This window comes from Selenomonas sp. AE3005, assembly GCF_000686945.1.
Lineage (GTDB): Bacteria > Bacillota > Negativicutes > Selenomonadales > Selenomonadaceae > Selenomonas_A.
Genome location: NZ_JMME01000005.1, coordinates 184,699 through 207,330, shown reverse-complemented (window position 1 = coordinate 207,330; position 22,632 = coordinate 184,699). Strand labels below are relative to the sequence as shown.

Sequence of the window (22,632 nt, the reverse complement as noted above, 5' to 3'; positions counted from 1 at the left end):
TCGTAGTATCAAGTGCCTAAGGTTTGTGGGCCAGTCCTCACTGCGTTCGGACAGTCGTTCCACTGCGAAAAGCATCACCACCTCCGCCCTAAGCGTCGTCCGTTTAAAATAATTCTTTCGCAGTGACAGGGAACAAGCACATCGATGTTCTTGTAACGGGAGCAACGGGTTCGTAGCAATTGTAAATACCGTAACTGGGGGCGAACGGGGGAGTGATTTTTATGCGGGGAGCGACTGCCTGAGCGCAGCGAAGGCCGGCACACTGTAGACCATTGCTAAGCAACTACGCTGAAAGGAGCGCCGTTGGCCCGCCCGGCGCAGGTAACTGGACAAGATTATTTTCCGAGGTGTGTCGTTCAGCGGAGGCAGAAAAATTACTCCCCCGTGAACCCCAGGCTCGCATGAACGAGATATTTTTAAGAACGTATTGACCGTCAAACTGCAATTTACTAAAAAATCCGTTGACACAAAATGTCAACGGATTTCAGCAAACAAAAGAATTATTCTACTGTAAAATACTGGCTGCACTCAGTTGTCCTGACTTTCGGCAATTTCCTCCAGATACGTCCACCGTTCCATTAAGTGCTCCAGTTCTGCAGTCAGCCGCCGTTCTTCGGCCGCCAGTTCATTCAGGCGCGTGAAGTCCGTGGCATTTTCAGCCATTTGCAGCTGCACGACCTTCAATTCCCCTTCCTTGCTGGCAATTACGCCCTCAATCTCCGCATATTCCTTTTGCTCCTTGAAGGTGAACTTCTTTTGTACCGGTTGGGGATTTTTTTCCCGGACAGGCGCAGCTTTTTCTTTAACCGGCTTTTCCTTTACAGGAGCTGCTGCCTGCTCCTGTTCGGCCAGCTTTTCCCGGTAATATGTATAGCCGCCGGAGTACATGCGCAGTCGGCCGCCGTCCTCATAGGCAAAGACCTTATCGGCCAGCCTGTCCACGAAGAAACGGTCATGGGAAACAAAGATGATGGCTCCGGCAAAATCGTCGATAAAATTTTCCAGCACCGCCATCGTTTCCAAATCGAGGTCATTGGTCGGTTCATCGAGCAGCAGCACATTGGGCTCCTCCATCAGCACGCGCAGGAGATACAGCCGCCGCTTTTCGCCGCCCGACAGCCGGGCGATGGGCGTCCACTGCAAATCTCCCGGGAACAAAAACCGTTCCATCAGCTGCGAGGCAGAAATGCGCGTGCCGTCCGCCAGCGTGATGAAATGCGCCGCCTCTTTGACGTATTCGATGGCGCGCAGGCGTTCATCCATATCCACAGCCTGCTGGGCAAAATAGCCGATTTTCACCGTCTGACCGATGGTCACCGTACCCGACGTCGGCGTAAGTTTCCCGGCAATAAGATTCAGCAGAGTGGTCTTGCCCGTACCATTGGCGCCCAAAATGGCCACGCGGTCGTTGCGCAATACCGTATAGGTGAAGTCCTGCACAATTGGCCGGCCGGCTGCCGCATAGCTTACATGGTCAAGCTCAATGACCGTCCGCCCCAGGCGGCTGCCGGCCAGACCGATTTCCACCGTATCACGGTTCAGATTGACCTGCTGATTCTTAACTTCCTCGTAACGCTGAATCCGGGCCTTTTGTTTCGTTGAACGGGCCTGGGCACCACGGCGCAGCCACTTTAACTCATTGCGTAAAAAGTTCTGCCGTTTCTGCTCGCTGGACTGTTCGCGTTCCAAACGCTCGGCTTTCTGTTCGAGAAAGGACGAGTAATTACCCGTATAGGTATAGGCCTGCCCCTTGTCTAGTTCGAGGATTTTGGTCGAAGTGTTGTCCAAAAAGTAACGGTCATGCGTCACCATCAGCAGGGCGCCCTTAAAACCGCGCAGATATTCTTCGAGCCAGGCAATTGTCTCACTGTCCAAATGGTTCGTCGGCTCGTCTAAAATCAGCAGGTCACAGGGCTGAATCAGGGCGGTGGCCAGGGCCAGACGTTTTTGTTCACCGCCGGAGAGCGAGCCGGCCTTGGCCGTGTAATCACTCAAGCCGAGTTTGGTCAGGACGGTCTTGGCCGCAGCCTCCAGCTGCCAGCCGTCCAGTTCGTCAATGACCGCCGTGTACTTCATTATTTCGCCCTGCAGCTGATTGTCCGCCGCCTGGTCAGCCAGCTTAGCCATAGCCAGCTCATAGCCGCGCAGGGCCTGCATTAACGGAGACATGCCCCGGAACACTTCCATCAGCACGGTGTTTTCCGGCTCAAAGACTTTATCCTGCGCCAGATACTCAATACGCAGGCCGCGCATGGTCGTCATTTCCCCCGCGTCCACGGGTATAAGCCCGGCTACGGCCTTAAGAAAGGTAGATTTACCGGTGCCGTTGACACCGACAATCCCCACCTTATCTCCGGCGTCCATACTGAAGTCCACACCGGCAAACAGGGATTTTTCCCCGTAGCTTTTCGTAAAATTTTCCAGTGTTATTATCATTTGTCTAATCCTTACTAACTCACTGCCCCTGATAAGCCTGCCGCTCCTGCTGCAGTTCCTCAATGGTGAGGTTGCGCAGATACGAGCGGTGTTCCTCGTCCTTTTGATAGACAAAGCCCACATGACTTACATAGGGCTCAATCGTGGCAATCTTTAACAGCGGCGTCACGACCAACAGCTGCAGGTCGAGCTTGCGGAACAATTCCAGCCCGAAACGTGCTGACTCGTCAGAACTCTTTAAGAACGCCTCATCGATGACCACAAAGCGGAAGGACTGCTCGCCAGCCCGGCGGCCGCGCAGACCGAAGTTGTAGACAATGCTGGCGGCCAGAATGGTATAGGCCAGCTTTTCCTTCTGCCCGCCGGACTTACCGCCGGAATCGGTGTAATGTTCGTATTCGGCGTCAGTTCCCGGAGCCGGCTCACGCCAGAGTTCCGAGGCCGCAAACACAAACCAGTTGCGCACGTCCGTGACTTCATTGCGCCACCGGGCGTCAGCCTCAGCCGAACCTGGGCGTCCCTGCAGGCGTGCCAGAATCTCTGACACCTGCTGGAACTTCTGCTCACTGTAGCACATATCTGTATCCCCTGTCAGGGAATCATCAATGCAGGCGCGCAGCTTGGCACGGAACTCACTGACGGTGTCATTTTGGGCATTGTTGCATTCAATCTGAATGTACCGGCCATCATTGTAATCAATTTCCGCCAGGGACTGATTGATAAGACTGATACGGTCGCGGATTTCGTGACAGGACTCTTCCAGATGCGACTGGAACAGAGCTATCTGATTGATGGTGTTCTCGCGCAGCAGCAGGCTGAACCGGCTTTCATAGCGGGGCAGGTCATCACGCTCCAGGCGGCGCAGAAGTTCCACATAGTCCTTAACCCCGGCCGGCGTCGGCAGGAGCTGACTGCTGATTTCCTTATTCTGGGCGTTGAATTCCGTCAAGGCATTGACCAACTGCTCGCCTAAGGTCTGCAGGCGTCGGCCGGCCTCTTCAATGCGTGCGCCCAGCCATTTGCTGTACTCCTCCTGCTGAATCTGCCGCCGCTTGCAGTCAAACTGCGGACTGTCTATACCGGCCAGCGCCAGAGAGGCGTAATGACTTAGCAGGGGATAACCCTCCGCCTGCTCGGCAGGCGTGGTCTTAGCCATCAATTCCTCATCTGTCAGCATTTCCTGCCGATTGGTTTCCAAACGGCCATTCAGCTGCCACTTGTCAGCGTTCTTGCTGTCAAGCTGCGCTTTGTCCCGGGCAATTTCCGCCAGTTTGGCGGCCTCCTCATTTTTGAGGGCCTTTAAAATATCGTTTTCGGCCTGCAGTTTTTCCACCTGGGCCGTTAACTCTGCCACACGCTGTTCCAGCGGCGCAATGTCAATATCGCCAAATGCGGTCACCATTTCGGCCCGCGCGAGGGCATTACTCTGCTGCAGCAGTTTTTTCTGCTCGTCCTTAAACTTGCGGAACTTATTCTGGAAGAATTTCTGTTCCTCCCGGCAGTCATCTACTTCCGCCTGCAGGGCCTGAATTTTTTTCAGATTGGAAAAGCCCAGCACATAGTGGCGTCTGTCCTGCAGGTCGTGACGGTCGTCCTTTTCATGGCGCTTGCCGCCGCTTTTCACCTGTCCCTGCATGGTCAGGGCAAATTTAGCCTGCCGGAATTCCTTCAGCGACTCGCAGCAGCGATGGTTGAACCGGCTTTTTAATTCCTCAGCCAGCCACGGGCACAGCGGACTGTCCTCCTTCAGGCGCAGCTTATGGCACACGGCCTCTTCCGGGGCATTATCCACCACTTCCTGCGCCATCATAGCCGGCACCTTGAAATACACCAGCCGCATTTTTAAATCATGACGTTCCATCCAGTCTGCGACTTCGCCGTAATGCACTTCCGGCACCAGCAGGGAGATGCCAAAGCTGTGCAGCAGGCGTTCAATAGCGCCTTCCCAGTCAGCCTCTTCCTCTGCCACGGCCATCAGCTCACCGGCAAAAGGCATTTCACTTTCGGCCAGATTTAAATCATGGCACAACTGCTCGCGCAAGGCGATGAATTTCTGAGGAATATTGGATTTACGCGATACCAGTGAGGCGATTTCTGCCTGCAGGGCCTGCTCCCGGGCCGCGGCCTCCTTCTGGTTGGCCTTCATGTCAGCCCCTTCAACGGCCAGTTCCTCCTGCCGTTCCTCGTTAGCCTGACGGCATTCCTGCAGTTTGGCCTTGACCTGCAGGAACTCCTCATTGTTCTCCGGCAGGCTGAGCTCTAACGCTGCCAGTTCCTGCCGGAAGTTATCCCGGCTCTGACAGCACTGTGTCCGGCGTTCTTTCTCACGTTCGAGCTGATTCTGCACTTCGGCCAGCTGATTGCCGCCATTACGGGCAATGTTGCCCTGCAATACGAGCAGTTCCTGCTGCTTTTCCTGCAGTGCTTTATTCTGCCGGGCAATATCCGCCTCCAAAGCCTGCAATCGCGGCTCCAGTGTTTCCATTTCCCTGGCTCTGGTCTGATAATCCTGGTGCGCATACCAGCTGCCGAGCACCTTTTGCATGGTCTGGCCTTCCTGTTGCTGCTGGCCGGCCTTATCGTATTCCGCGCCCATTTTTTCGATGGGCTGCAGCATTTCCTGCTGTTTGCGTGCCCGCTGTACGGCCTGATGGGCCGCCTCCAAATCGTGGTACTGGCGCAGCATCTGCTCCACTTCCAGATGTGTTTCCGGTACCTCCAGCATATTCTGACGCACGAAACTCGTCAAGCTGTCGACCTTTTTCATGGATACAGTCTGCTGGAACAAATCCATGGCCTGCACCTGCCGGATACCAAAAATCTTGCGGAACTCATGCCCGTAGAGCGGATAATCGTCAAAGGTCTTGATAAAAGCGTCCTTTTCCAGCTGTTTGCGGAAGGCACGCATATCACTGCCAATCTGGGAAAAACGTTCCGTTATGGACAAGGTTTTCTGCGCCAGCACATAAAACCGGTTGGGATAGGCCGCCGTTTCCTCGGGAAACCAGAATACCTGCGCAAGTGTCACGGTCCGGCCAAAATTCTTGTCGGCAAAGACACCCAAAATCACGCTGTACTTATTTTTATCACGCAGGGCCTCCGGCCGGCCGCCGCCGTTTTCCGTACGTTTTTGGCCATAGTAGCCGCGCACATAGGACGCAAGATTACGCTCCTTGGCGCTGGCGTCAGCAGCCTTATTATAAGTTACCTTGCGTGGCGGCACCAATAGTGTCAGCAGGGCGTCAACCAGCGTGGACTTGCCGGAGCCTACGTCACCGGTCAGCAGGGACATTTCCCCGTTTAGGTCCAGCGACCATACTTGACCGTCAAACGTCCCCCAGTTATAAACCTCCAGCCGTTCCAGCCGGAACCCCAGAGGCACTTCACCTTCATTCATCGCGAACAAATTCACTGATCAGCACCTCCTCGTCCATTTCTTCCTCGGTATTTTCACCGCCATGCTGCTTTTCCCCGTAGGCCACATAAGCAGCCAGCTTTTCATTGAACTCATTTAACCACTGGGCGTCGACAAAGCTGCGCAAAATCGGCCGCACCTCATAGGCATCGTCCTGTCCCTTGCGCTTTTGCAAAAAGCCCAGATTGACCACTTGATTTATCATGTGTTCCACGGACTGCCGCAGTTTCATTTCATTGCTGTTTACCGGCAGGAAGGGCTCCATCCGGCGCAGGATATCGCCAGTTGTCAGTACCGGCCGCGTGTCACCGCTGGCCGTATCCTGTTCCCCCAGCGCCTTGCGCAGCTGCACGAGCAGCATGGATACAGGAAAACTCAGCTGATAACGGGGCACTATACGCGGCAGCGTCCCTGACGCCTCCTGTTTTAAATAGGCGTACTCGTCAACTTCGTCCACCAGCAGGGAAAGGCCTATCCGCTGAAAATAATCCGCCAAAGCATTACGCTGGTTTAAAATCGTCTGCCAGAGATTTTCATCCTTCCCCCGGCTGACAATCCCCTTAAGCAGCATGATGGCCGCCTGGGAAAATTCTTCGGCCTGTTTATCCGTAGCAAAATCACTCACCTGTAAAATCTCCTCTCCCAAAGGTTACCTGCTGACATACAGTCAGCAGCTTGCGGCCGTCACGCTCAAAGAGAATACGTTCCAGCTTGTCCTGACTGAAAGCGTCCTGCGTCTTGCTGGCCAGCACAAAATACGCCAATAATTCCGACAGGCCCTGTTCGAGCGGATGTACGGCCAGCACCTCCGCCAAGGTCACCTGCGGACGCTCCTTAAGCATGTCCGTCACATGACGGCGCAGTTTGGCCTTGTCAATGACCACCTGGTCAAAGATGGCTGCAATATCCCCGGCACTGCCGTCACCGGCCGTAAGTTCCGGACTGTCCAGACGGGTTTTCTGCGGCGGTGCAAAGAGACGCCTTTCCATCGGCAGCGCTACCCCTGGCCTGATATCATTCATATCCATAAAAGCGCCGGCCGGTCCCTTGCCCTGCAAGTCAATAGCCTGCGACTCTATCTGCTGAATAAGACGGTAAATAGCCCGCTCCTCACGCAGATAATCTTCGTCCACATAACGGCGCAACTGCGCAGACAGCTGCGCCAGTGTCTTTTGCACCGCAGCGGCCGCCTGTACCCATTCATGATTGATATCCGCCAGACTATGTTCGGCCGCAATTTCCTGCAGTGGTTCGGCCTGTTCTACCTGCGCCAGCGTCCGGCGCAGAGCGTCCTGCTGCTGTGAATACATCAGGAACCGCCAAAAGGCCATAAAGCTGCGCCCCTGTTCCGATTTGCGGATAATGTCGCTTTCCAGAAAGATTTTTTCGAGCAGCTCGCCCTTGCCTCTGGTCCATTTCACCACATCTGCCTGTACCTTGCGAGTCAGTTCCCGGAAGTTTTCCTCTACCTCACGGAAATCTGCCAGTATCGCCGTAGCCGTGGCCTCAGCCTGCAGGAAACGCTCTTTTATCTGTACGCTGTCGAGCCGGGGCTGCACCTCACCAGTGGCCTCTATTTCTGCAATTTCCGCAGCGATTTTCGCCGCCTGCTCTCGCAGATAAGTCAGCCGGTGCTCCACATTTGTATCCGTTTCCTGCGCGATTTCCTGCAGAAGGTTAATCACCGTCCGCAGCCGTGATTCCGTGCCTACAAAATCCTGTTTATGCAGACTCAGCAGCCATTCAACAGCCTTTTGCGCCGGAGCAGTCAAATCATAGTACCAGTCCTCATGGTGCTCATACTTGCGCAGCCAGCCATAGCTGCTGTCTGCCCACATTTCCAGATAATCCTTGGGTGAACGGGCAAATTCCCCCATCTGCTGCGGTGTATCATAAAGAAACATATCCAGAGCGTTTAAGAGCTCCTGCGCTTCAATGCCACGGCGCTTAGGAGCAATAAACATCTTGTAGAAGAAAGCCGCTGCTAACGGTGCGTAATCCGCGGTCAGCAGCCGCCAGGCGGCATGGTTCTGCCGCAGATTGCGCAGATGTTCATAGCTCATATACGGTGACAATTTGGGCATTACATTTCCCCCTTATCAAAATAAGCCTGCCCCCCTCTGGGACAGGCTTTTATTTTATTTATGTGCTAAATTTACAGCCAGTTCTGCATTGTGGGCCGCCAGGTCCCGCAATTTCCCGAGCAGTTCAGCATTTTTCTTTCTGAACGTCTGCTTGTCATTCCACTTGCGGCGGATTTCGGCCATGAGTTCCTCGGCGGACACATCGCGCAGGTCACCCACCGGCGTTTCCCCGATAGAGGATAAAAAGCGGTCAATCTTCGGGTCATAGGAAATGCCCAGCATGGGTACCCCCATAACGCCGGCAAAAATCAATGCATGCAGGCGGATCCCCAGCATCAGGTCCATATTCCCCACCAGTGATAAAAACTCACTCGTGGTGTATTCGTCCTTCAGCACCGTGCATTCCTCATGGGTCAGTGCCGCAATGCTTTCTGCCGCCCGCACATCATCGGGGAACTGCATGGGAATGAACACCACACGGGCGCCCAGTTCCCGGACGACCATATCCGACACCTGCGCCAGCACTTCCTTATAGTGCCGCCAGCCCTGCCACTCGCGGACGGAGATACCGAGCACCGGTTTGGCGCCATCGGCATGATAGGCCTTGAAGATAGCCCGGCCCACTTCTTTATCCACGGGATGGATAGCCAGCACCGGGTCAGCCGTACAGCTGACCGGCGGCTTTTTGATACCCAGACGGGCCAGCTCCTGCAGCGAGCCCTGGTCGCGGACCGTAATCAGGTCCACATGATTGCCCATATAGCACATGGCCTTTTCGGCCACCCTGCCGATAATCGGACCGATCCCCTGGGCATAGAGCATCACCTTGGTGCCCAGCAGACGGGCCAGCATGATGATGAACATGTAATAATAAAGACTGCGGCGGCTGGTAACATTCTGTAAAAGACTGCCGCCACCGCTAATCAAAAGGTCGGCGCGACGCAGTTCCCGTATGATAGCCGGAAAGCTCAGCCAGGATATGGCGTCCACCCCGTGGCGCTGCCGTGTATCCTGCGGGTCAGCAGAAATCACCGTAATATTAAGTTTGGGGTCAAGGTCACCCAAAACCTCCAGCATGGCAGCCAGCATGGCCTCATCACCGGCGTTCTTGGAGCCATAGTAACCCGATACGACGATTCTACTCATTACGCTGCTTTACGCTCCTTTGCTCGTGAAATAACAGTCTGCCACAGCTGTATCAGCATCATGGCCACTGCACCAATACCTGCCCCTAAGACTATGCCGCCAATGCCGCGCATAAAGGACATATAGAACGGCGTGCGCATATGGGCAAATGTTTCTACCATTGACCCCTGACCGATAGTGGCAATCAGCACGAGGCCGAAGAACACCATCGTGGGCCACTTGCGCCAGAAGGCCATTACTGCCAGCAGGAAAGCCGGGTGCCCAATCAACAGTTCCTTAGTACGGGGACGGGCATAGAAGGCCTGTTCCAAAAAGGCGCGGAACTGCAATTCCGTTGCCGATACAGGCATACCGGAAGTATGACCGCTGCGGGCCACAAAGACCACGCCGGCCACCAGCACAGCAAACATCAGGAAGAGTGTCTTAATCTTCACCGGCATATCCATAATTTTCTGCAGCTGGTTCATTACACCGTCCGTATCGTCCATACGGCCGTCAAAGACGTCATAGCGTTGCAGGAAAGCAATGGCCACGAGTACCAGCGGCAGCACAAAGGTCAGTTTTATACCGCGGAAAATCTGGAATTCCAGCAGGTATTCCGTATCAGCCAGCGAACCGGACAGATAGAAAGCACCGATATAAGACAGCGCTCCAGTGACGAACAAGGCCAGAACACCCGTAACGAGCATTTTGCCAAACCCCATGGTCACCTTATCGCGAAGGTAACGTATTCTGTCCAGCTGGTAGATGACCGCCAGCGTCGGGAAAACATTGGCACTGGCCAGGGCTGCCAGCACGCGGATTTTGGCCCCGTTGCCCATCAGTACCGGCCCAGCTGCCAGCAGCGTAAATACTGCCCACAGGAGCCACTGTTTTTTCACCGAAGTATTCAGCGCCGGAATAACAAGACTCAGGTACAGCACCACGGCAGCAGCCACACCGGCCATTACGATAGCGCGGATAAAGCCTGCCGGATAGAAAGAGGCAAAAGTGCCCACTGCCAGCTCATTATCCATCGTATAGCCATGCGCCACCAGAGCATCATGCGTATCTTTGAAATACTTCATGTTTGTTTCCAGCAGCGTCATATTGGGTGCCGGCTTTTCGTAAATCCGCAGCAAATCAATGCGGATATTGCGTTCATCATCAGCATTGGCCCAGCGTTCCACCGCCGTTGCGATTTTCAGCTTGGGCTGCTCGTCCTTGGGTATGGTATACAGGCGGACCACATTGTTGTAGCCAATCCCCTTGGCCACTTCTTCCATGCCGTCCTGTTTGTAGAACTGCAGCTGCGTCACACCCTCAATCAGCCCCATGACGGCATTGCGTTCCTTAAGTTCTTTGATGGTGGTATCAAGCGCCTTATTGGCCCCGAGCACCTGCGAGCCGGAGAACACAAACTCCGAAATTTTTACACCTTCCAGGCGTTTAAAGACAGCCTTTACGTCTTCCGGCGTGCACTGATTATAATTGGTAGGACGTGCGATAACTGCAAAACCGGCGTCATTCACCGCTTTCATCTCATCGTGGGGCATACCGATATCCATCTTCAGGAAGGACTCATAGTGAGCCTTTACCGCCATGACTTCTTCATTGCCCACCTGCAGGAGCTGTACACGGCCGCTGCCCAAACGGCGCGGCACATCTTCCTTCAAATCCTGCCAGGTGCTGGCATCATGGCCTACGAGGTAAACTTCATTGCCCTTGATTTTGCCTTCCTGCACGAGCTGCCGCCACACGGGGTCAGACAGCGAACCGCTGTGGAAGTTAGCCAGTATCTCACTGCCGGCCACAGCCGAGGCCTTGCCGTTGGCATTCAGTTTCTTAAAGGTGGTGTCATAAACAGCCAACGAAGTCACGCCAGCATCTTTAGCCATAGCCAGCACTTTTTCTGCCGGCAGGCCTTCCCTGTCAGCCAGTTCCAGCAAATCCTCATAATTGGTTGCCAGGTCCACCCGGCGGCTGTTCTCTTCTACTGTATGACGTACCATGCTGATCCAGCCGGCAGCCAGCAGTCCCAGGATTATAACGAGTATAAGTCCCTTATTGTACTTAAAATCCTTCATTATCTTCTTTCCACCTTATTCCACATTATCTCGCTTGGCCGTAATCACAATGGCACCATCAACCTGCTGAACATCGCTTATCTGCAATCCCATAGGCAGTCTGTTGGGCGGTGCCAGCTGGATATTACCGAACATATCCCCGATTCGGGCCGTGCCGATAAGGCTGTTCTTTAAAGCCAGATGCGTCATCTGAAAATACAGCGAACCATTATCTTCAATAACATTTCCTGCCAGTTCGACGTCCACTACCCGGCCCATGATTTTAGTGTTGGCCGTGGCCAGCACCCCGTCAGGCGAGATTTTCACCTGCACGTTTTCCACCTTTTCCAGCTTTTGGACAAGAACCTCCTGCAGGTTTTCCTCGTCTACAACGCCTTTCAGGATAACTTTATCCGCCGACTGCAGCGCGACTTTGCCAGCCTGCAGCAAATCAGGGATGTTCAAGTGTAAATTTTCCCCTTCCAGGCTGAGTTCCCGGAAATATACATGTCCCACTTTGGCCTGATGGGCCACAGCATGCAGGTGCTGAACCCTCCCGAGAGCCAGCAGTATTCCCGGCCGGCTGTCAGCTGCTACCTGCGCGTCGCTGGTTGTCAGCCGCTGGTTCATACGTGTCTGCAGTGTTTCCCGGGCCAGCCAGGGCAGTACTGTCTCACTAAACACGATTATTATTATGAATAAAGCGCCTAGAATAGTCAAGCCCTTTCGCAAAATCCCCATCCCCTTCCCTAAGACACGGAAAGAGTCAGGAGCTGTTACTGCATCCTGACTCCATACGTTTCATCAAATTTCGTGATTTGCTTTCGCGCTGAGGAAAGCTCTGATAAAGGGGTCGATGTCCCCATCCATCACAGCCTGTACGTTACCCGTTTCCTGGCTCGTACGATGGTCTTTGACCATGGTATATGGCTGGAATACATAGGAACGAATCTGGCTGCCCCACTCAATATTCTGCTGGTCGCCTTCCAACTTAGCCAGTTCAGCCTCTTTCTTTTCCATTTCCAGCTCAAAGAGCTTGGCCCGGAGCATTTTTAAGCACTGCTCACGGTTCTGGAGCTGGGAACGCTCGTTCTGACACTGTACCACAATCCCGGTAGGTTCATGTGTCATACGCACAGCCGAAGAAGTCTTATTGATGTGCTGACCGCCGGCACCAGAGGCACGGTAGGTATCTACACGCACATCAGCCATGTTTATGTCAACTTCTACGGCGTCATCGATTTCCGGCATGATATCACAGGCCGAGAACGACGTATGACGACGGGCATTGGCATCAAACGGGGAAATACGCACCAAACGGTGTACGCCCTTCTCCGATTTCAAGAAACCATAAGCATTGTGTCCCTTGATAAAGAGCGTAGCGGATTTGACCCCAGCCTCATCACCGGGGAGCAAATCGGCCGTCTCCACAGTAAAGCCGTGGCGTTCAGCCCAGCGGCCGTACATGCGCAGCAGCATCTGCGTCCAGTCCTGCGCCTCCGTACCGCCAGCACCGGCATGCAGCGTCAGAATAGCATTGTTGCCATCGTAGGGGCCGGAGAGCAGCACTTCCAGCTGCAGGGCCTCCAGGCCTTCGGCTACTTCGGCCAGTTCAGCTTTCACATCATCTTCCAGACTGGGGTCATCCTCTTCGAGCCCCATTTCCAGCAAGGTTTCTGCGTCCTCATGTTTGGCCACCAGCGCCTTGTATTTATCAACGCCGGATTTTAAATCAGCCAGTTCCTGGTTAATCTTTTGGGCGGCCTCAGCGTCATCCCAAAAGGTGGGTTCGCCCATCTTATATTCCAGCTCTGCGATTTTTTCTTCCTTAACAGGAATTTCCAGGGATTCACCCATGTGCTGGAGTTTTTCCCGCAGTTCACCGAGCTGTGGTTTTAAATCTTCAAGCATTTTTTCCTTTTACACCTCTAATAATATCAATGCCGCCCACAACAATTCTTGTATTTCTTGCCGCTGCCGCAGGGACAGGGGTCATTGCGGCCAATTTTTTCCGCAGCCTGCGCCTTTTTCGCCGTAGCGGTGCTGACTTCATCACCGTGGCTGGCCTGAGCGCTGCTCAAATGGTCAGAGAGCTGGGAGCGCTGTGCTCTTATCGTCTCTTCCATCTTCTGTTTCTGGGTTACGCTGGCCTCAGCCTGTTCACCGGCAGCCTCGGCGTCCTGCTGCTGCGGCGTTACAATGCTCACATGATACATGAGAGAGGCAATCTGGTCCATGATGGCCGATTCCATTTCCTCAAACATATCGAGGGCCTCAATCTTGTATTCCACCAGCGGATTACGCTGGCCATAAGCGCGGAGGTTGATACCGTCACGCAGCATATCCATGTGGTCAAGATGTTCCATCCACTTGCTGTCAACCACGCGGAGCATAACAACCTTTTCAAGCTCACGCATGTTTTCTTCACCAAACAGCAGTTCACGCTGATGATAACCATTGGCAGCCGTCTGTTCCAAACGCTCTTTCAGTTCGTCGCGGCTGAGTTCCACCAGTTCTTCCTTCTTCAGCAGGCCGGCCGGAGCATAAATCTTTTCAGCGTCCTCGATGAGGCCGTCGAGCTGCCATTCTTCAGGATAGAGCTGTTCGTTGGCGTACTGGTTCATCTCGTCCTTGATAATATGGTTTACCATGCCCATGATGTTTTCCCGGAGGTTATCCCCGAGCAGAATCTTGCGGCGTTCGCCATACATGACTTCACGCTGCTGATTCATAACATCGTCGTATTCCAGCACGTGCTTGCGGATATCGAAGTTACGGGCCTCTACTTTCTTCTGCGCATGCTCGATGGAGTTGGTGATGAGCTTATGTTCGATAGGCTCGTCTTCCTCCATGCCCAGCTTGTCCATCATGCCGGCAATTCTGTCGGAGGCAAACAGGCGGAGCAAATCATCTTCGAGCGACAGGAAGAAACGGGAGGCACCGGGGTCACCCTGACGGCCGGCACGGCCACGGAGCTGATTATCGATACGGCGGGACTCATGGCGCTCCGTACCCACGATGTACAGGCCGCCGAGTTCCGGCACACCTTCACCGAGTTTGATATCCGTACCACGGCCGGCCATGTTGGTAGCAATAGTCACTGCACCGCGCTGACCAGCGTCAGCGATGATTTCTGCTTCCTTCTCATGGAACTTGGCGTTCAGGACGCTATGGGGAATACCGTTTTTCTTCAGCACGGCACTCAGTTCTTCTGACTGCGTGATGGAAGTCGTACCGATAAGCACCGGCTGCCCCTTCTCATGCAGTTCCTTGACGAACCGGCCAACGGCCCGGTACTTGGCAGCCTTGTTCTTGTAAATGAGGTCCGGGTGGTCAATACGCTGTACCGGCTTGTTGGTCGGCACCACGATAACCGGCAGATTGTAAATCTTTAAGAATTCGTCTTCCTCCGTCTTGGCCGTACCGGTCATACCAGACAGCTTACTGTACATACGGAAGTAGTTCTGGAAGGTAATGGTGGCCAGCGTCTGGGATTCACGCTGAATCTTTACGCCTTCTTTAGCCTCAATGGCCTGATGCAGACCATCGGAGTAACGGCGACCTTCCATCAGACGGCCCGTAAACTCATCGACGATGATGACTTCATCACCGCGTACCACATAGTCGCGGTCGCGTTTCATCAGGGCCTTGGCACGCAGTGCTGCCGTAAAGCAGTGGGAAAGCTCAATGTTTTCCGGGGCATAGAGATTGTTAATCCCCAGCATTTTTTCAATCTTCGGAATGACGCTGTCCGCCGGAGCTACGGTTTTCTGCTTTTCATCAACCGTGTAGTCAGTGCCCTCTTTCAGAGTGGCTACGGCTCTGGCCATCGTGGCGTACATATCCGTGGATTTGGCACCCGGGCCGGAAATAATCAGCGGCGTACGGGCCTCATCAATCAGAATGGAGTCAACTTCATCGACGATGGCATAGTTGAGCTCACGCTGTACCATCTGGTCCGGATAAATAACCATGTTGTCACGCAGGTAGTCAAAACCGAACTCGTTATTAGTACCGAAGGTAACATCACAGCTATAGGCGTACTTACGTTCCGGGAAGTCCATATCATGCACCACCAGACCTACAGTCAGCCCCAGGAAACGATAGAGCTTACCCATCTCCTCACTGTCGCGGCGTGCCAGGTAATCATTTACCGTAATCACATGAACACCCTTGCCCGTCAGAGCATTGAGGTATACCGGCAGTGTTGCTACCAGTGTCTTACCTTCACCAGTACGCATTTCCGCAATACGGCCTTCATGCAGGCACATACCACCGATGAGCTGCACGTCGAAATGACGCATGCCCAAAGCACGGCGCGACGCCTCACGCACTACAGCAAAAGCCTCCGGCAGCAGGTCATCAAGGCTTTCGCCTTCAGCCAGACGCTCCTTAAACTTATTTGTATAACCCGTCAGCTTATCATCCGTCAGATTCTGCATCTGCGGTTCGAGGGCATTGATTTTTTCGACAACCTCGCGATAACGGGCAATCTCTTTATCGTTATTGTCGCCTAAGAATCTTTTGAGAAATCCCAGCAAACAAATCCACTCCTATCTATAAATTTAAATCACCTTACAATCTTAGCAAAGACCGCCCCATAAGTCAATGATACACCATACGGGCTAACGCACAAAATAGATGTAAGCAAGAGGATTTTCTACCAAAATGTAGTATTATTATAATGAGTAAAACCAGCCCTTGGAGGTGCTTATGAGCAGTTTAAGATTGTTTGCGATTGACAACTCCATAACATATCAAAATGTCCTGCTGCAGGAGCTGACACACAGGCTGCCCAATGGAAGTCAGGTCGAACACGCTGTCCTGCCCAAGGCCGCTCTGGAAAAGCTGACCACATTTAAGCCCACGGTCATTATCCTTAACTTTGCGCTGGGTTCCCTGCTCGTGAATCAGGAAAAGTTTTTGCCCCTGCTGGTAAAAAAATTCCCCAACGTGCCGATTATCGCTTACGGTGTCCTGGACGCAGGACAGACTGTAGCCAGGGTACTTGGCGCGGCAACTTACATGAAAAAACCTGGTGCCGGTCAGCCTGTAGATGATTTCTACGACCATTTGACCAGCACCATTTTAGAATATCATAACAAGACGCCCGGCCGTACGGCAGCACCTGCGGCCACGTCTGCGTTCAAAACCGACCACACTGCCGCCCATAGTGCTGTTCCTGCTTTTCCAGCCATAACACCGCCACCGGCAGCTGCCATCGATTACACGGCCCTGCGCAGCAGTGCTGTCATAGACCTTATTGCCATGGGCGCGTCGACAGGCGGCACCGAGGCCCTGTCCGTGGTTATCCACCATTTAAAGCCGCCTTTGCCCGGCATTGTCATTGTCCAGCACATACCACCTATGTTTTCCCGGCTCTTTGCCGAACGGCTCAATTCCGAATGCGAACTGACCATCAAAGAGGCCGCCAGCGGTGATATCGTAAAGCCCAATCACATATACATTGCCCCGGGGGCCAAGCACATGACCGTCTCCCGTACGGGCGGCCATTATACGCTTGACTGTCAGCCCGGACCGCCGGTACACAGCGTCTGTCCTTCCGTAGACGTGCTGTTTGACAGCGTAGCCGCTGCCGCCGGCAATCGGGCTATGGGCATCATCTTCACCGGTATTGGCCAGGACGGCGCAGCCGGACTGCTCAAAATGCGGCAGCTGGGCTCACCGACAATCGGACAGGACGCTGAAACCTCCACAGTATACGGCATGCCCCGGGCAGCCTTTGAAATGGGGGCCGTACAGCAGCAGCTGCCCTTGCAGAGTATCCCCGAGGCGATTTTGGAAATCGTCAAATAATCCTTGATATAACGCCATAGAAATGAGCCGGTGAGAATTCTCACCGGCTCATTATTTATGTACTGCTAAAAACTTGTGTTAAACCTTGAATTTACCAACAGCCTCCTGCATTCTCCCGGCCAATGTTGCCAGTGCCTGGGAGGCAGCAGCGATTTCCTCGTTGGAGGCGGACTGTTCCTCAGTAGCCGAGGAAATAGTCTGCATGCTGTCAGATGTTTTCTGGCTGACACTATCAATAGCATCAACAGCCGTAACAATCTGCTCGGCGCCCGTCGATACCTGCGAAACAGCACTGTTGATTTCATTCATCTGTACATTGATGGAATCAACCTTGCTCATGATATCTTCAAACTGCTCACCCACATCACGGATAGCCTTAGTACCCAGAGTAACTTCCTGCGTACCGTTCTGCATGGATTCCACAGCGCGGGCTGTTTCATTCTGAATGGAGGCAATGCGTTCCTTAATCTGTTCTGCCGATTCCTGAGATTCAGCGGCCAGTTTTCTTACTTCATCAGCAACAACGGCAAAGCCACGGCCCTGCTCACCGGCACGGGCAGCTTCGATAGCTGCATTCAGTGACAACAGGTTAGTCTGTTCAGCAATCGAGGAAATAGCCTCGACAATCTGACCGATTTGCTGGGAATTTTCGCCCAAAGTCTTAACAACAGCGGAGGACGCCAGTACGCTTTCTTCGATGGTACCCATCTTCCTGATAGCCTCTTCCATCAGGTCAGCGCCACGCTTAGCGGCGTCAGCCGTCTGATGGGAGGCCGTCGTGATTTGCTTGGCCTGTTCCGACATATTGGCGATATCATGGTACACACCGTCAACACTGCCCTTAGCCGTATTGATATCACTGAGCTGCTGGGCCACGTTATTCACGACGTCACCGACAGTTTCTGCCACATGCACGGAGGCATCTGCCGATTGCTGGGCATTAGCCGTCAATTCTTCCGAGGACGCAGCTACCTGCTCAGAAGTCGTGGCCATCTGACGAATCAGGTTACGAAGATTTTCGCTCATGGTATTAAAGGCCTGCGTCAACGAGCCGATTTCATCGCTGGAAGTAACTTCCAGTTTCTGCTGGGTCAAATTGCCCTTGGACATTTCGGTTGCATAAGACTCCAAAGCCACGATAGGATTGGTAATCTTGCCGGCAAACTGGAAACATACACCCAGTACCAGAATCAGGCCGACCAGCGTCAGCACACCATAAATCATTTTCATGGAATTTACAGAGGCGAACACATAGTCAACGGGCACGACCATGGCAAATACCCAGCCGGTGCTGGCAACTTTATTATAGGCACAAATCATGCTGCCATCTTTGGCACTGTCAAACCGGAACACACCTTTGCCGTTTTTCACCATTTCATCAAAATGTGTGCCCAGACCAGCTATATCCTGGAACTTCGAGCCGCTTTCCTCCGAACCGCCGGTGCCCAGAATAGCACCTTTGGTATCAGCTAAAATGGCATAACCGGATTCGCCATGATACTTCATGCTGCCTACCTGCGTATCAACTACAGCCAGGTCAATATCCGTGCACAGGGCACCGTAGAACTGTCCGTCCTTTTTAAACGGAGCAACTGCCGAGACAACGAGTTTGCCCGTATTTTTATCTACGTATGGTTCCGTAAAGACCATCTTGCCGGCCTTCTTGGCGTCGTTGTACCAGTCACGGGTACGTGGGTCCAAAGTACCGGTGCTCTTATTCTGCGTACGGTAAGAGGCAAAATAACCATCTTCCATACCCACATTGAGGTCAAGAATCTCTTTATCCGAAGAGCCCAGCGCCAGGGAGGCGATACTCTTCAAGCGCGTTTCATCGCCGTTAAATTCCGTCAGCAAATCTGCTGCATACTGCGCGGAAGTCCCTTTTTGCCGCAGCCAGCCGTCCATCTGGGAACTGGCGTCATTCATGGTAGCTGTAAGCTCCTGCTCCACGGCCTGCTCCAGATTCTTATCAGCCGTGTAGAAACCGATAATTGAGATAGCTGCCAGCAAAGCGCCAACTATGCCGGCTAATACATAGAATTTCTGCCTGATACCCATAAATACCATCCTCTCTCCTTATATTATCTTCCTTAAATCCAAACAGAGATTCTCCCATCGTTTTATTTCTACATCACCACGATAAATCCTTTAAAAACTATAAATTTTCTAAAAACAAGCAACTAAAAAGAGGAGCATGTACAGCATACATGCTCCTCCCAGAACACAATATTTACTTAGTTCCCGGATTCAATCAGGCCGTAATTGCCATCAGTGCGTTTGTATACGACCTGCACATCTTCAGTTTCCGAATTGCGGAACACGAAGAAATTGTGATTCAGCAGGTTCATCTGCATGATAGCCTCCTGCACGTCCATGGGTTTAACCACAAAACGTTTGGTCTTAACTACCTGATACTCTTCATCATCAGCAGGTGCATCTACCGGTGCAGCCTTGAAGGCCTCTGCCTTAAAGCCGCCACCACGGAAACGGCGGGCCAGTTTCGTCTTCTGTTTATGAATCTGGCGCTCGAGTTTTTCCACAACCAGGTCAATCGACGTGTACATATCCATCGTAGCTTCCTCGCCGCGCAGCAGGATGCCATTTTGCACGGGAACCGTCACCTCAACAATGTGCCGCCCCTTCGATACGGTCAGCAGGACCGAAATATCACCAACATTATCAAAATACTTGGTGACTTTGCCTACGCGCTTTTCTACATATTCACGCAGGGAAGGAGTAATCTCGATGTTCTTGCCTCTTACAGTGAATGTTGCCATACGACACATCCCCTTTCTTTGATGCCACAGGACAATGCCTGCGGATAATTAGCAACTTATGAGGTTTATACTCTATATATTCGCGCCCCCGAAGAAAATCCCTTCTTTTATTTGCGTAAAAATAAAAAAAGCCTTCCCCTTTTTTCAGGGGAAGACTCATTTTCGCGTATAAAGAAAATTATGCCGTCTTTACAACGTTAGACGCCTGCGGGCCACGAGCACCTTCCACGATGTCGAATTCTACATCCTGACCTTCGTTAAGCGTCTTGAAACCTTCGTCATTGATAGCGGAGAAATGTACAAATACATCGTCGCCATCTTCACGAGCAATAAAGCCATAACCTTTTTCAGCGCTGAACCATTTAACTTTACCTACCATCGAGATTCCTCCTACTTGAAACTTCCCAGTCGCTCAAACACGACCTAACAATAATTATAAATCCTGATTATGTAACTGTCAACCAATTCATATATATGTGTACAATTATCAAGGAAAAAATTTTTCTGAAGATAAAAACTGTCCCCATGTGCAGACGGGGACAGTTTCATCTGACATTAAGAGTTTATAACACCTTGGAGAGGAAGAGCTTAGTTCTCTCCTGCTGCGGATGTTCAAACAAATCCTGCGGTGCGCCCTGTTCCAGCACCTGACCGTCATCCACAAACAGTACCCTGTCGGCCACTTCCCGGGCAAAACCCATTTCATGCGTGACGATGACCATGGTCATGCCCTCTTTCGCCAGGGAACGCATAACATCCAGAACCTCACCGACCATCTCCGGATCTAAAGCCGAGGTCGGTTCGTCAAACAGCATAACCTTTGGTTCCATGGCCAGGGCCCGGGCAATGGCCACGCGCTGCTGCTGGCCGCCGGAAAGCTGGCTGGGGAAGCTCTCCGCCTTATCAGCCAGGCCAACTCTCGCCAACAGTTCTTTGGCTTTCTTGGCAGCATCGTCACGGCTGACCTTTTTCACCTTCATAGGTGCCAGCATGATATTTTCCAAAGCCGTCATATGCGGAAACAAATTAAACCGCTGGAACACCATGCCGACTTCTTCACGCACTTTGTTGATATTGGCCTCGCCATCGAGCGGCGTGCCGGCCACCGTGACTTTGCCAGCAGTAGGTTCTTCCAGATAATTCATGCAGCGGAGCAAGGTGCTCTTACCGGAACCGGAAGGACCAATCAGCGCCACAACTTCCTGAGGCTCGATATGCAGATTGACGCCTTTGATGACTTCCACCTCGCCAAAGGCTTTATGTAAATTTTCAATGACGATCATCTTTTGCAAACCTCCACTCCAAGAATGCCACGAACCGGGAAATCGTCAAGGTCATAATCAGATAGATTATGGCCACACAGGTCCAAATTTCCACCGAGGCATACGTCTTGGCAATAATCAGCTGACCACGACGGGTAAGTTCCTCAAAACCGATAACCGACACCAGCGAGGAATCCTTCAAGAGGGCAATAAACTCATTGCCCAGCTGGGGAATAACCCGTTTAAAAGCCTGCGGCACAACGATGTAGCGCATGGTCTGCAGCCACGTCATGCCCAGAGAACGGCCGGCCTCCATCTGCCCTTTGTCAATGGACTGAATGCCGGAACGGAAAATTTCCGCCACGTAAGCACCGGAGTTCAGACCACAGGCACTGATAGCGGCCACATACGGGTCACTGCGCTGTCCCGTCATAAGCGGCAGGGCAAAATACACCAGAAAAATCTGCACGAGCAGCGGCGTGCCCCGGAAAAAGTCTACATATACAGCGGCCAGCATACGGAAAATTTTTATTTTACCGATACGGGCAATACCCATAAATAAACCGATAATAATACCTACAGCCACCGAAAGAGCCGTAATCTTAATGGTAATCCCTGCCCCCAGCAAGAGCAGGGGAAAAGACTGTACAACCAAGTCAAAATTAAAATCCATTTCCTTCACCCTACTTATATTTATTCAAAAAACATGTATAATTATAGAGCAACCAGCCTGACTTGTCAATACAAAAAGCCTCCCCCTCCGAGGGGAAGGCTTGCAAGTCTTACATTACTTCTTGGCGCCGAACCATTTAGCATAAATCTTGTCGTATTCGCCGTTCTCCTTGAGTTTCTTCAGAGCAGCGTTGACATCATTCTGCAGTTTTTCATTGTCCTTGTTGATGGCAATGCCGTAATCTTCAGCTGTCAGTTTTTCTTCCAGCGTTTTTACGCCTTTAGCAGCATTCTTGGTGATGAAGTAATCATTAACCGGGCGGTCGTTGACCACAGCGTCTACGCCACGGGCTTTGAGTTCCATAAAGCAGTCAGCCGGCGTATTGAGTTCCGTTATCTCCACACCATCGATTTTCTTCACTTCTGCAGCGCTGGTCGTACCAATCTGCACAGCTACTTTCTTGCCCTTCAGGTCAGCAAAGCGCGTGATGGCCGTTTCATCTTCACGGACAACCATGGTGAGACCGGACTGATAATACGGTTCAGAGAAACGTACATTAGCCTTGCGTTCGTCATTGATGGTCATACCGGAGATAGCCAGGTCAATGCTCTTGCCCTGCAGTGCCGGAATCAGACCGTCAAAGCCCAGGTTCTGAATTTCCACATCGCGGCCCATTTCTTTGGCAATGGCGCGAATAAGATCCATATCAAAACCCTGATATTCCTTCTGTCCCTCATCCTGGAACTCGAACGGCGGAAAGTCGATGGAAGAACCGACCTTCAAAACCTTCGGAGCCTCGGCCTTGCCGGCACCATTGTCGCCGCCGCAGCCTGCCAGAGCAAACACAGCAAAAGCGCTGGCTGCTACAAGAGACATAATTTTTTTCATGTTCATAGATAATCCCCATCCTCGAATTAAATTTACAGTGAAACAAAAATGGAGTCTGAGCGTTTCGCTCAAACTCCACTCGTCACGCA

General features: G+C 52.5%; 16 protein-coding genes. 1 reads left to right on the top strand and 15 read right to left on the bottom strand.

Going from position 1 to position 22,632, the window contains the following annotated elements:
• Nucleotides 1–528 precede the first annotated feature (528 nt).
• From DL94_RS0105160 to secA, 9 genes are all read right to left on the bottom strand, one after another.
• Nucleotides 529–2,436 carry an ABC-F family ATP-binding cassette domain-containing protein gene (locus DL94_RS0105160; RefSeq protein ID WP_028129236.1) on the bottom strand — a complete coding sequence of 636 codons (1,908 nt, stop codon included), beginning with the start codon at nucleotides 2,434–2,436 and terminating at the stop codon, nucleotides 529–531.
• 19 nt (nucleotides 2,437–2,455) lie between these two features.
• Nucleotides 2,456–5,848: an ATP-binding protein gene (locus tag DL94_RS0105155; protein ID WP_156031690.1), complete on the bottom strand. Its 3,393-nt coding sequence runs from the start codon at nucleotides 5,846–5,848 to the stop codon at nucleotides 2,456–2,458.
• Nucleotides 5,826–6,476 (bottom strand): DUF4194 domain-containing protein, encoded by a 651-nt coding sequence (locus DL94_RS14285; protein WP_051586317.1) that lies wholly within the window; start codon nucleotides 6,474–6,476, stop codon nucleotides 5,826–5,828. Before DL94_RS14285 ends, DL94_RS0105155 begins: the two co-directional genes overlap by 23 nt.
• The gene (locus DL94_RS0105145; protein WP_028129234.1) at nucleotides 6,469–7,935 is read right to left on the bottom strand and encodes a DUF3375 domain-containing protein; all 1,467 of its coding nucleotides are present in this window, start codon (nucleotides 7,933–7,935) and stop codon (nucleotides 6,469–6,471) included. Before DL94_RS0105145 ends, DL94_RS14285 begins: the two co-directional genes overlap by 8 nt.
• A 54-nt stretch (nucleotides 7,936–7,989) precedes the next feature.
• A complete protein-coding gene (gene csaB, locus DL94_RS0105140; RefSeq protein ID WP_028129233.1) occupies nucleotides 7,990–9,081 on the bottom strand; it encodes a polysaccharide pyruvyl transferase CsaB in 1,092 nt (363 codons plus the stop codon).
• Entirely contained in the window at nucleotides 9,081–11,147 is a 2,067-nt protein-coding gene (locus tag DL94_RS0105135; RefSeq protein ID WP_028129232.1) for a DUF5693 family protein, read from the bottom strand. Before DL94_RS0105135 ends, csaB begins: the two co-directional genes overlap by 1 nt.
• Before the next feature lie 15 nt (nucleotides 11,148–11,162).
• The gene (locus DL94_RS0105130; RefSeq protein WP_197020709.1) at nucleotides 11,163–11,810 is read right to left on the bottom strand and encodes an LmeA family phospholipid-binding protein; all 648 of its coding nucleotides are present in this window, start codon (nucleotides 11,808–11,810) and stop codon (nucleotides 11,163–11,165) included.
• A gap of 120 nt (nucleotides 11,811–11,930) precedes the next feature.
• Nucleotides 11,931–13,037, bottom strand: coding sequence for a peptide chain release factor 2 (prfB, locus tag DL94_RS0105125; protein ID WP_028129230.1), 1,107 nt, complete (start codon nucleotides 13,035–13,037; stop codon nucleotides 11,931–11,933).
• A 26-nt stretch (nucleotides 13,038–13,063) separates the two neighbouring features.
• Nucleotides 13,064–15,667, bottom strand: a complete 2,604-nt coding sequence (gene secA / locus DL94_RS0105120) for a preprotein translocase subunit SecA (protein WP_028129229.1) — start codon at nucleotides 15,665–15,667, stop codon at nucleotides 13,064–13,066.
• A 172-nt stretch (nucleotides 15,668–15,839) separates the two neighbouring features.
• Here secA and DL94_RS15575 point away from each other — a divergent pair, with 172 nt between their 5' ends.
• The gene (locus DL94_RS15575) at nucleotides 15,840–16,943 is read left to right on the top strand and encodes a chemotaxis protein CheB (protein ID WP_072023094.1); all 1,104 of its coding nucleotides are present in this window, start codon (nucleotides 15,840–15,842) and stop codon (nucleotides 16,941–16,943) included.
• 78 nt (nucleotides 16,944–17,021) lie between these two features.
• On the opposite strand, the gene DL94_RS0105110 is transcribed toward DL94_RS15575, so the two are convergent.
• From DL94_RS0105110 to DL94_RS0105085, 6 genes are all read right to left on the bottom strand, one after another.
• Complete coding sequence (locus DL94_RS0105110) at nucleotides 17,022–19,001, bottom strand: methyl-accepting chemotaxis protein (protein ID WP_028129227.1); 1,980 nt, start codon at nucleotides 18,999–19,001, stop codon at nucleotides 17,022–17,024.
• 176 nt (nucleotides 19,002–19,177) lie between these two features.
• Entirely contained in the window at nucleotides 19,178–19,720 is a 543-nt protein-coding gene (gene hpf / locus DL94_RS0105105; protein ID WP_028129226.1) for a ribosome hibernation-promoting factor, HPF/YfiA family, read from the bottom strand.
• 178 nt (nucleotides 19,721–19,898) lie between these two features.
• A complete protein-coding gene (locus tag DL94_RS0105100) occupies nucleotides 19,899–20,099 on the bottom strand; it encodes a cold shock domain-containing protein (RefSeq protein ID WP_028129225.1) in 201 nt (66 codons plus the stop codon).
• Nucleotides 20,100–20,283: 184 nt separating this feature from the next.
• Nucleotides 20,284–21,003: an amino acid ABC transporter ATP-binding protein gene (locus DL94_RS0105095; protein ID WP_028129224.1), complete on the bottom strand. Its 720-nt coding sequence runs from the start codon at nucleotides 21,001–21,003 to the stop codon at nucleotides 20,284–20,286.
• Nucleotides 20,990–21,655, bottom strand: a complete 666-nt coding sequence (locus DL94_RS0105090) for an amino acid ABC transporter permease (RefSeq protein ID WP_028129223.1) — start codon at nucleotides 21,653–21,655, stop codon at nucleotides 20,990–20,992. Before DL94_RS0105090 ends, DL94_RS0105095 begins: the two co-directional genes overlap by 14 nt.
• Nucleotides 21,656–21,769: 114 nt before the next feature.
• The gene (locus DL94_RS0105085) at nucleotides 21,770–22,549 is read right to left on the bottom strand and encodes a basic amino acid ABC transporter substrate-binding protein (RefSeq protein WP_028129222.1); all 780 of its coding nucleotides are present in this window, start codon (nucleotides 22,547–22,549) and stop codon (nucleotides 21,770–21,772) included.
• Between the last annotated feature and the right edge of the window lie 83 nt (nucleotides 22,550–22,632).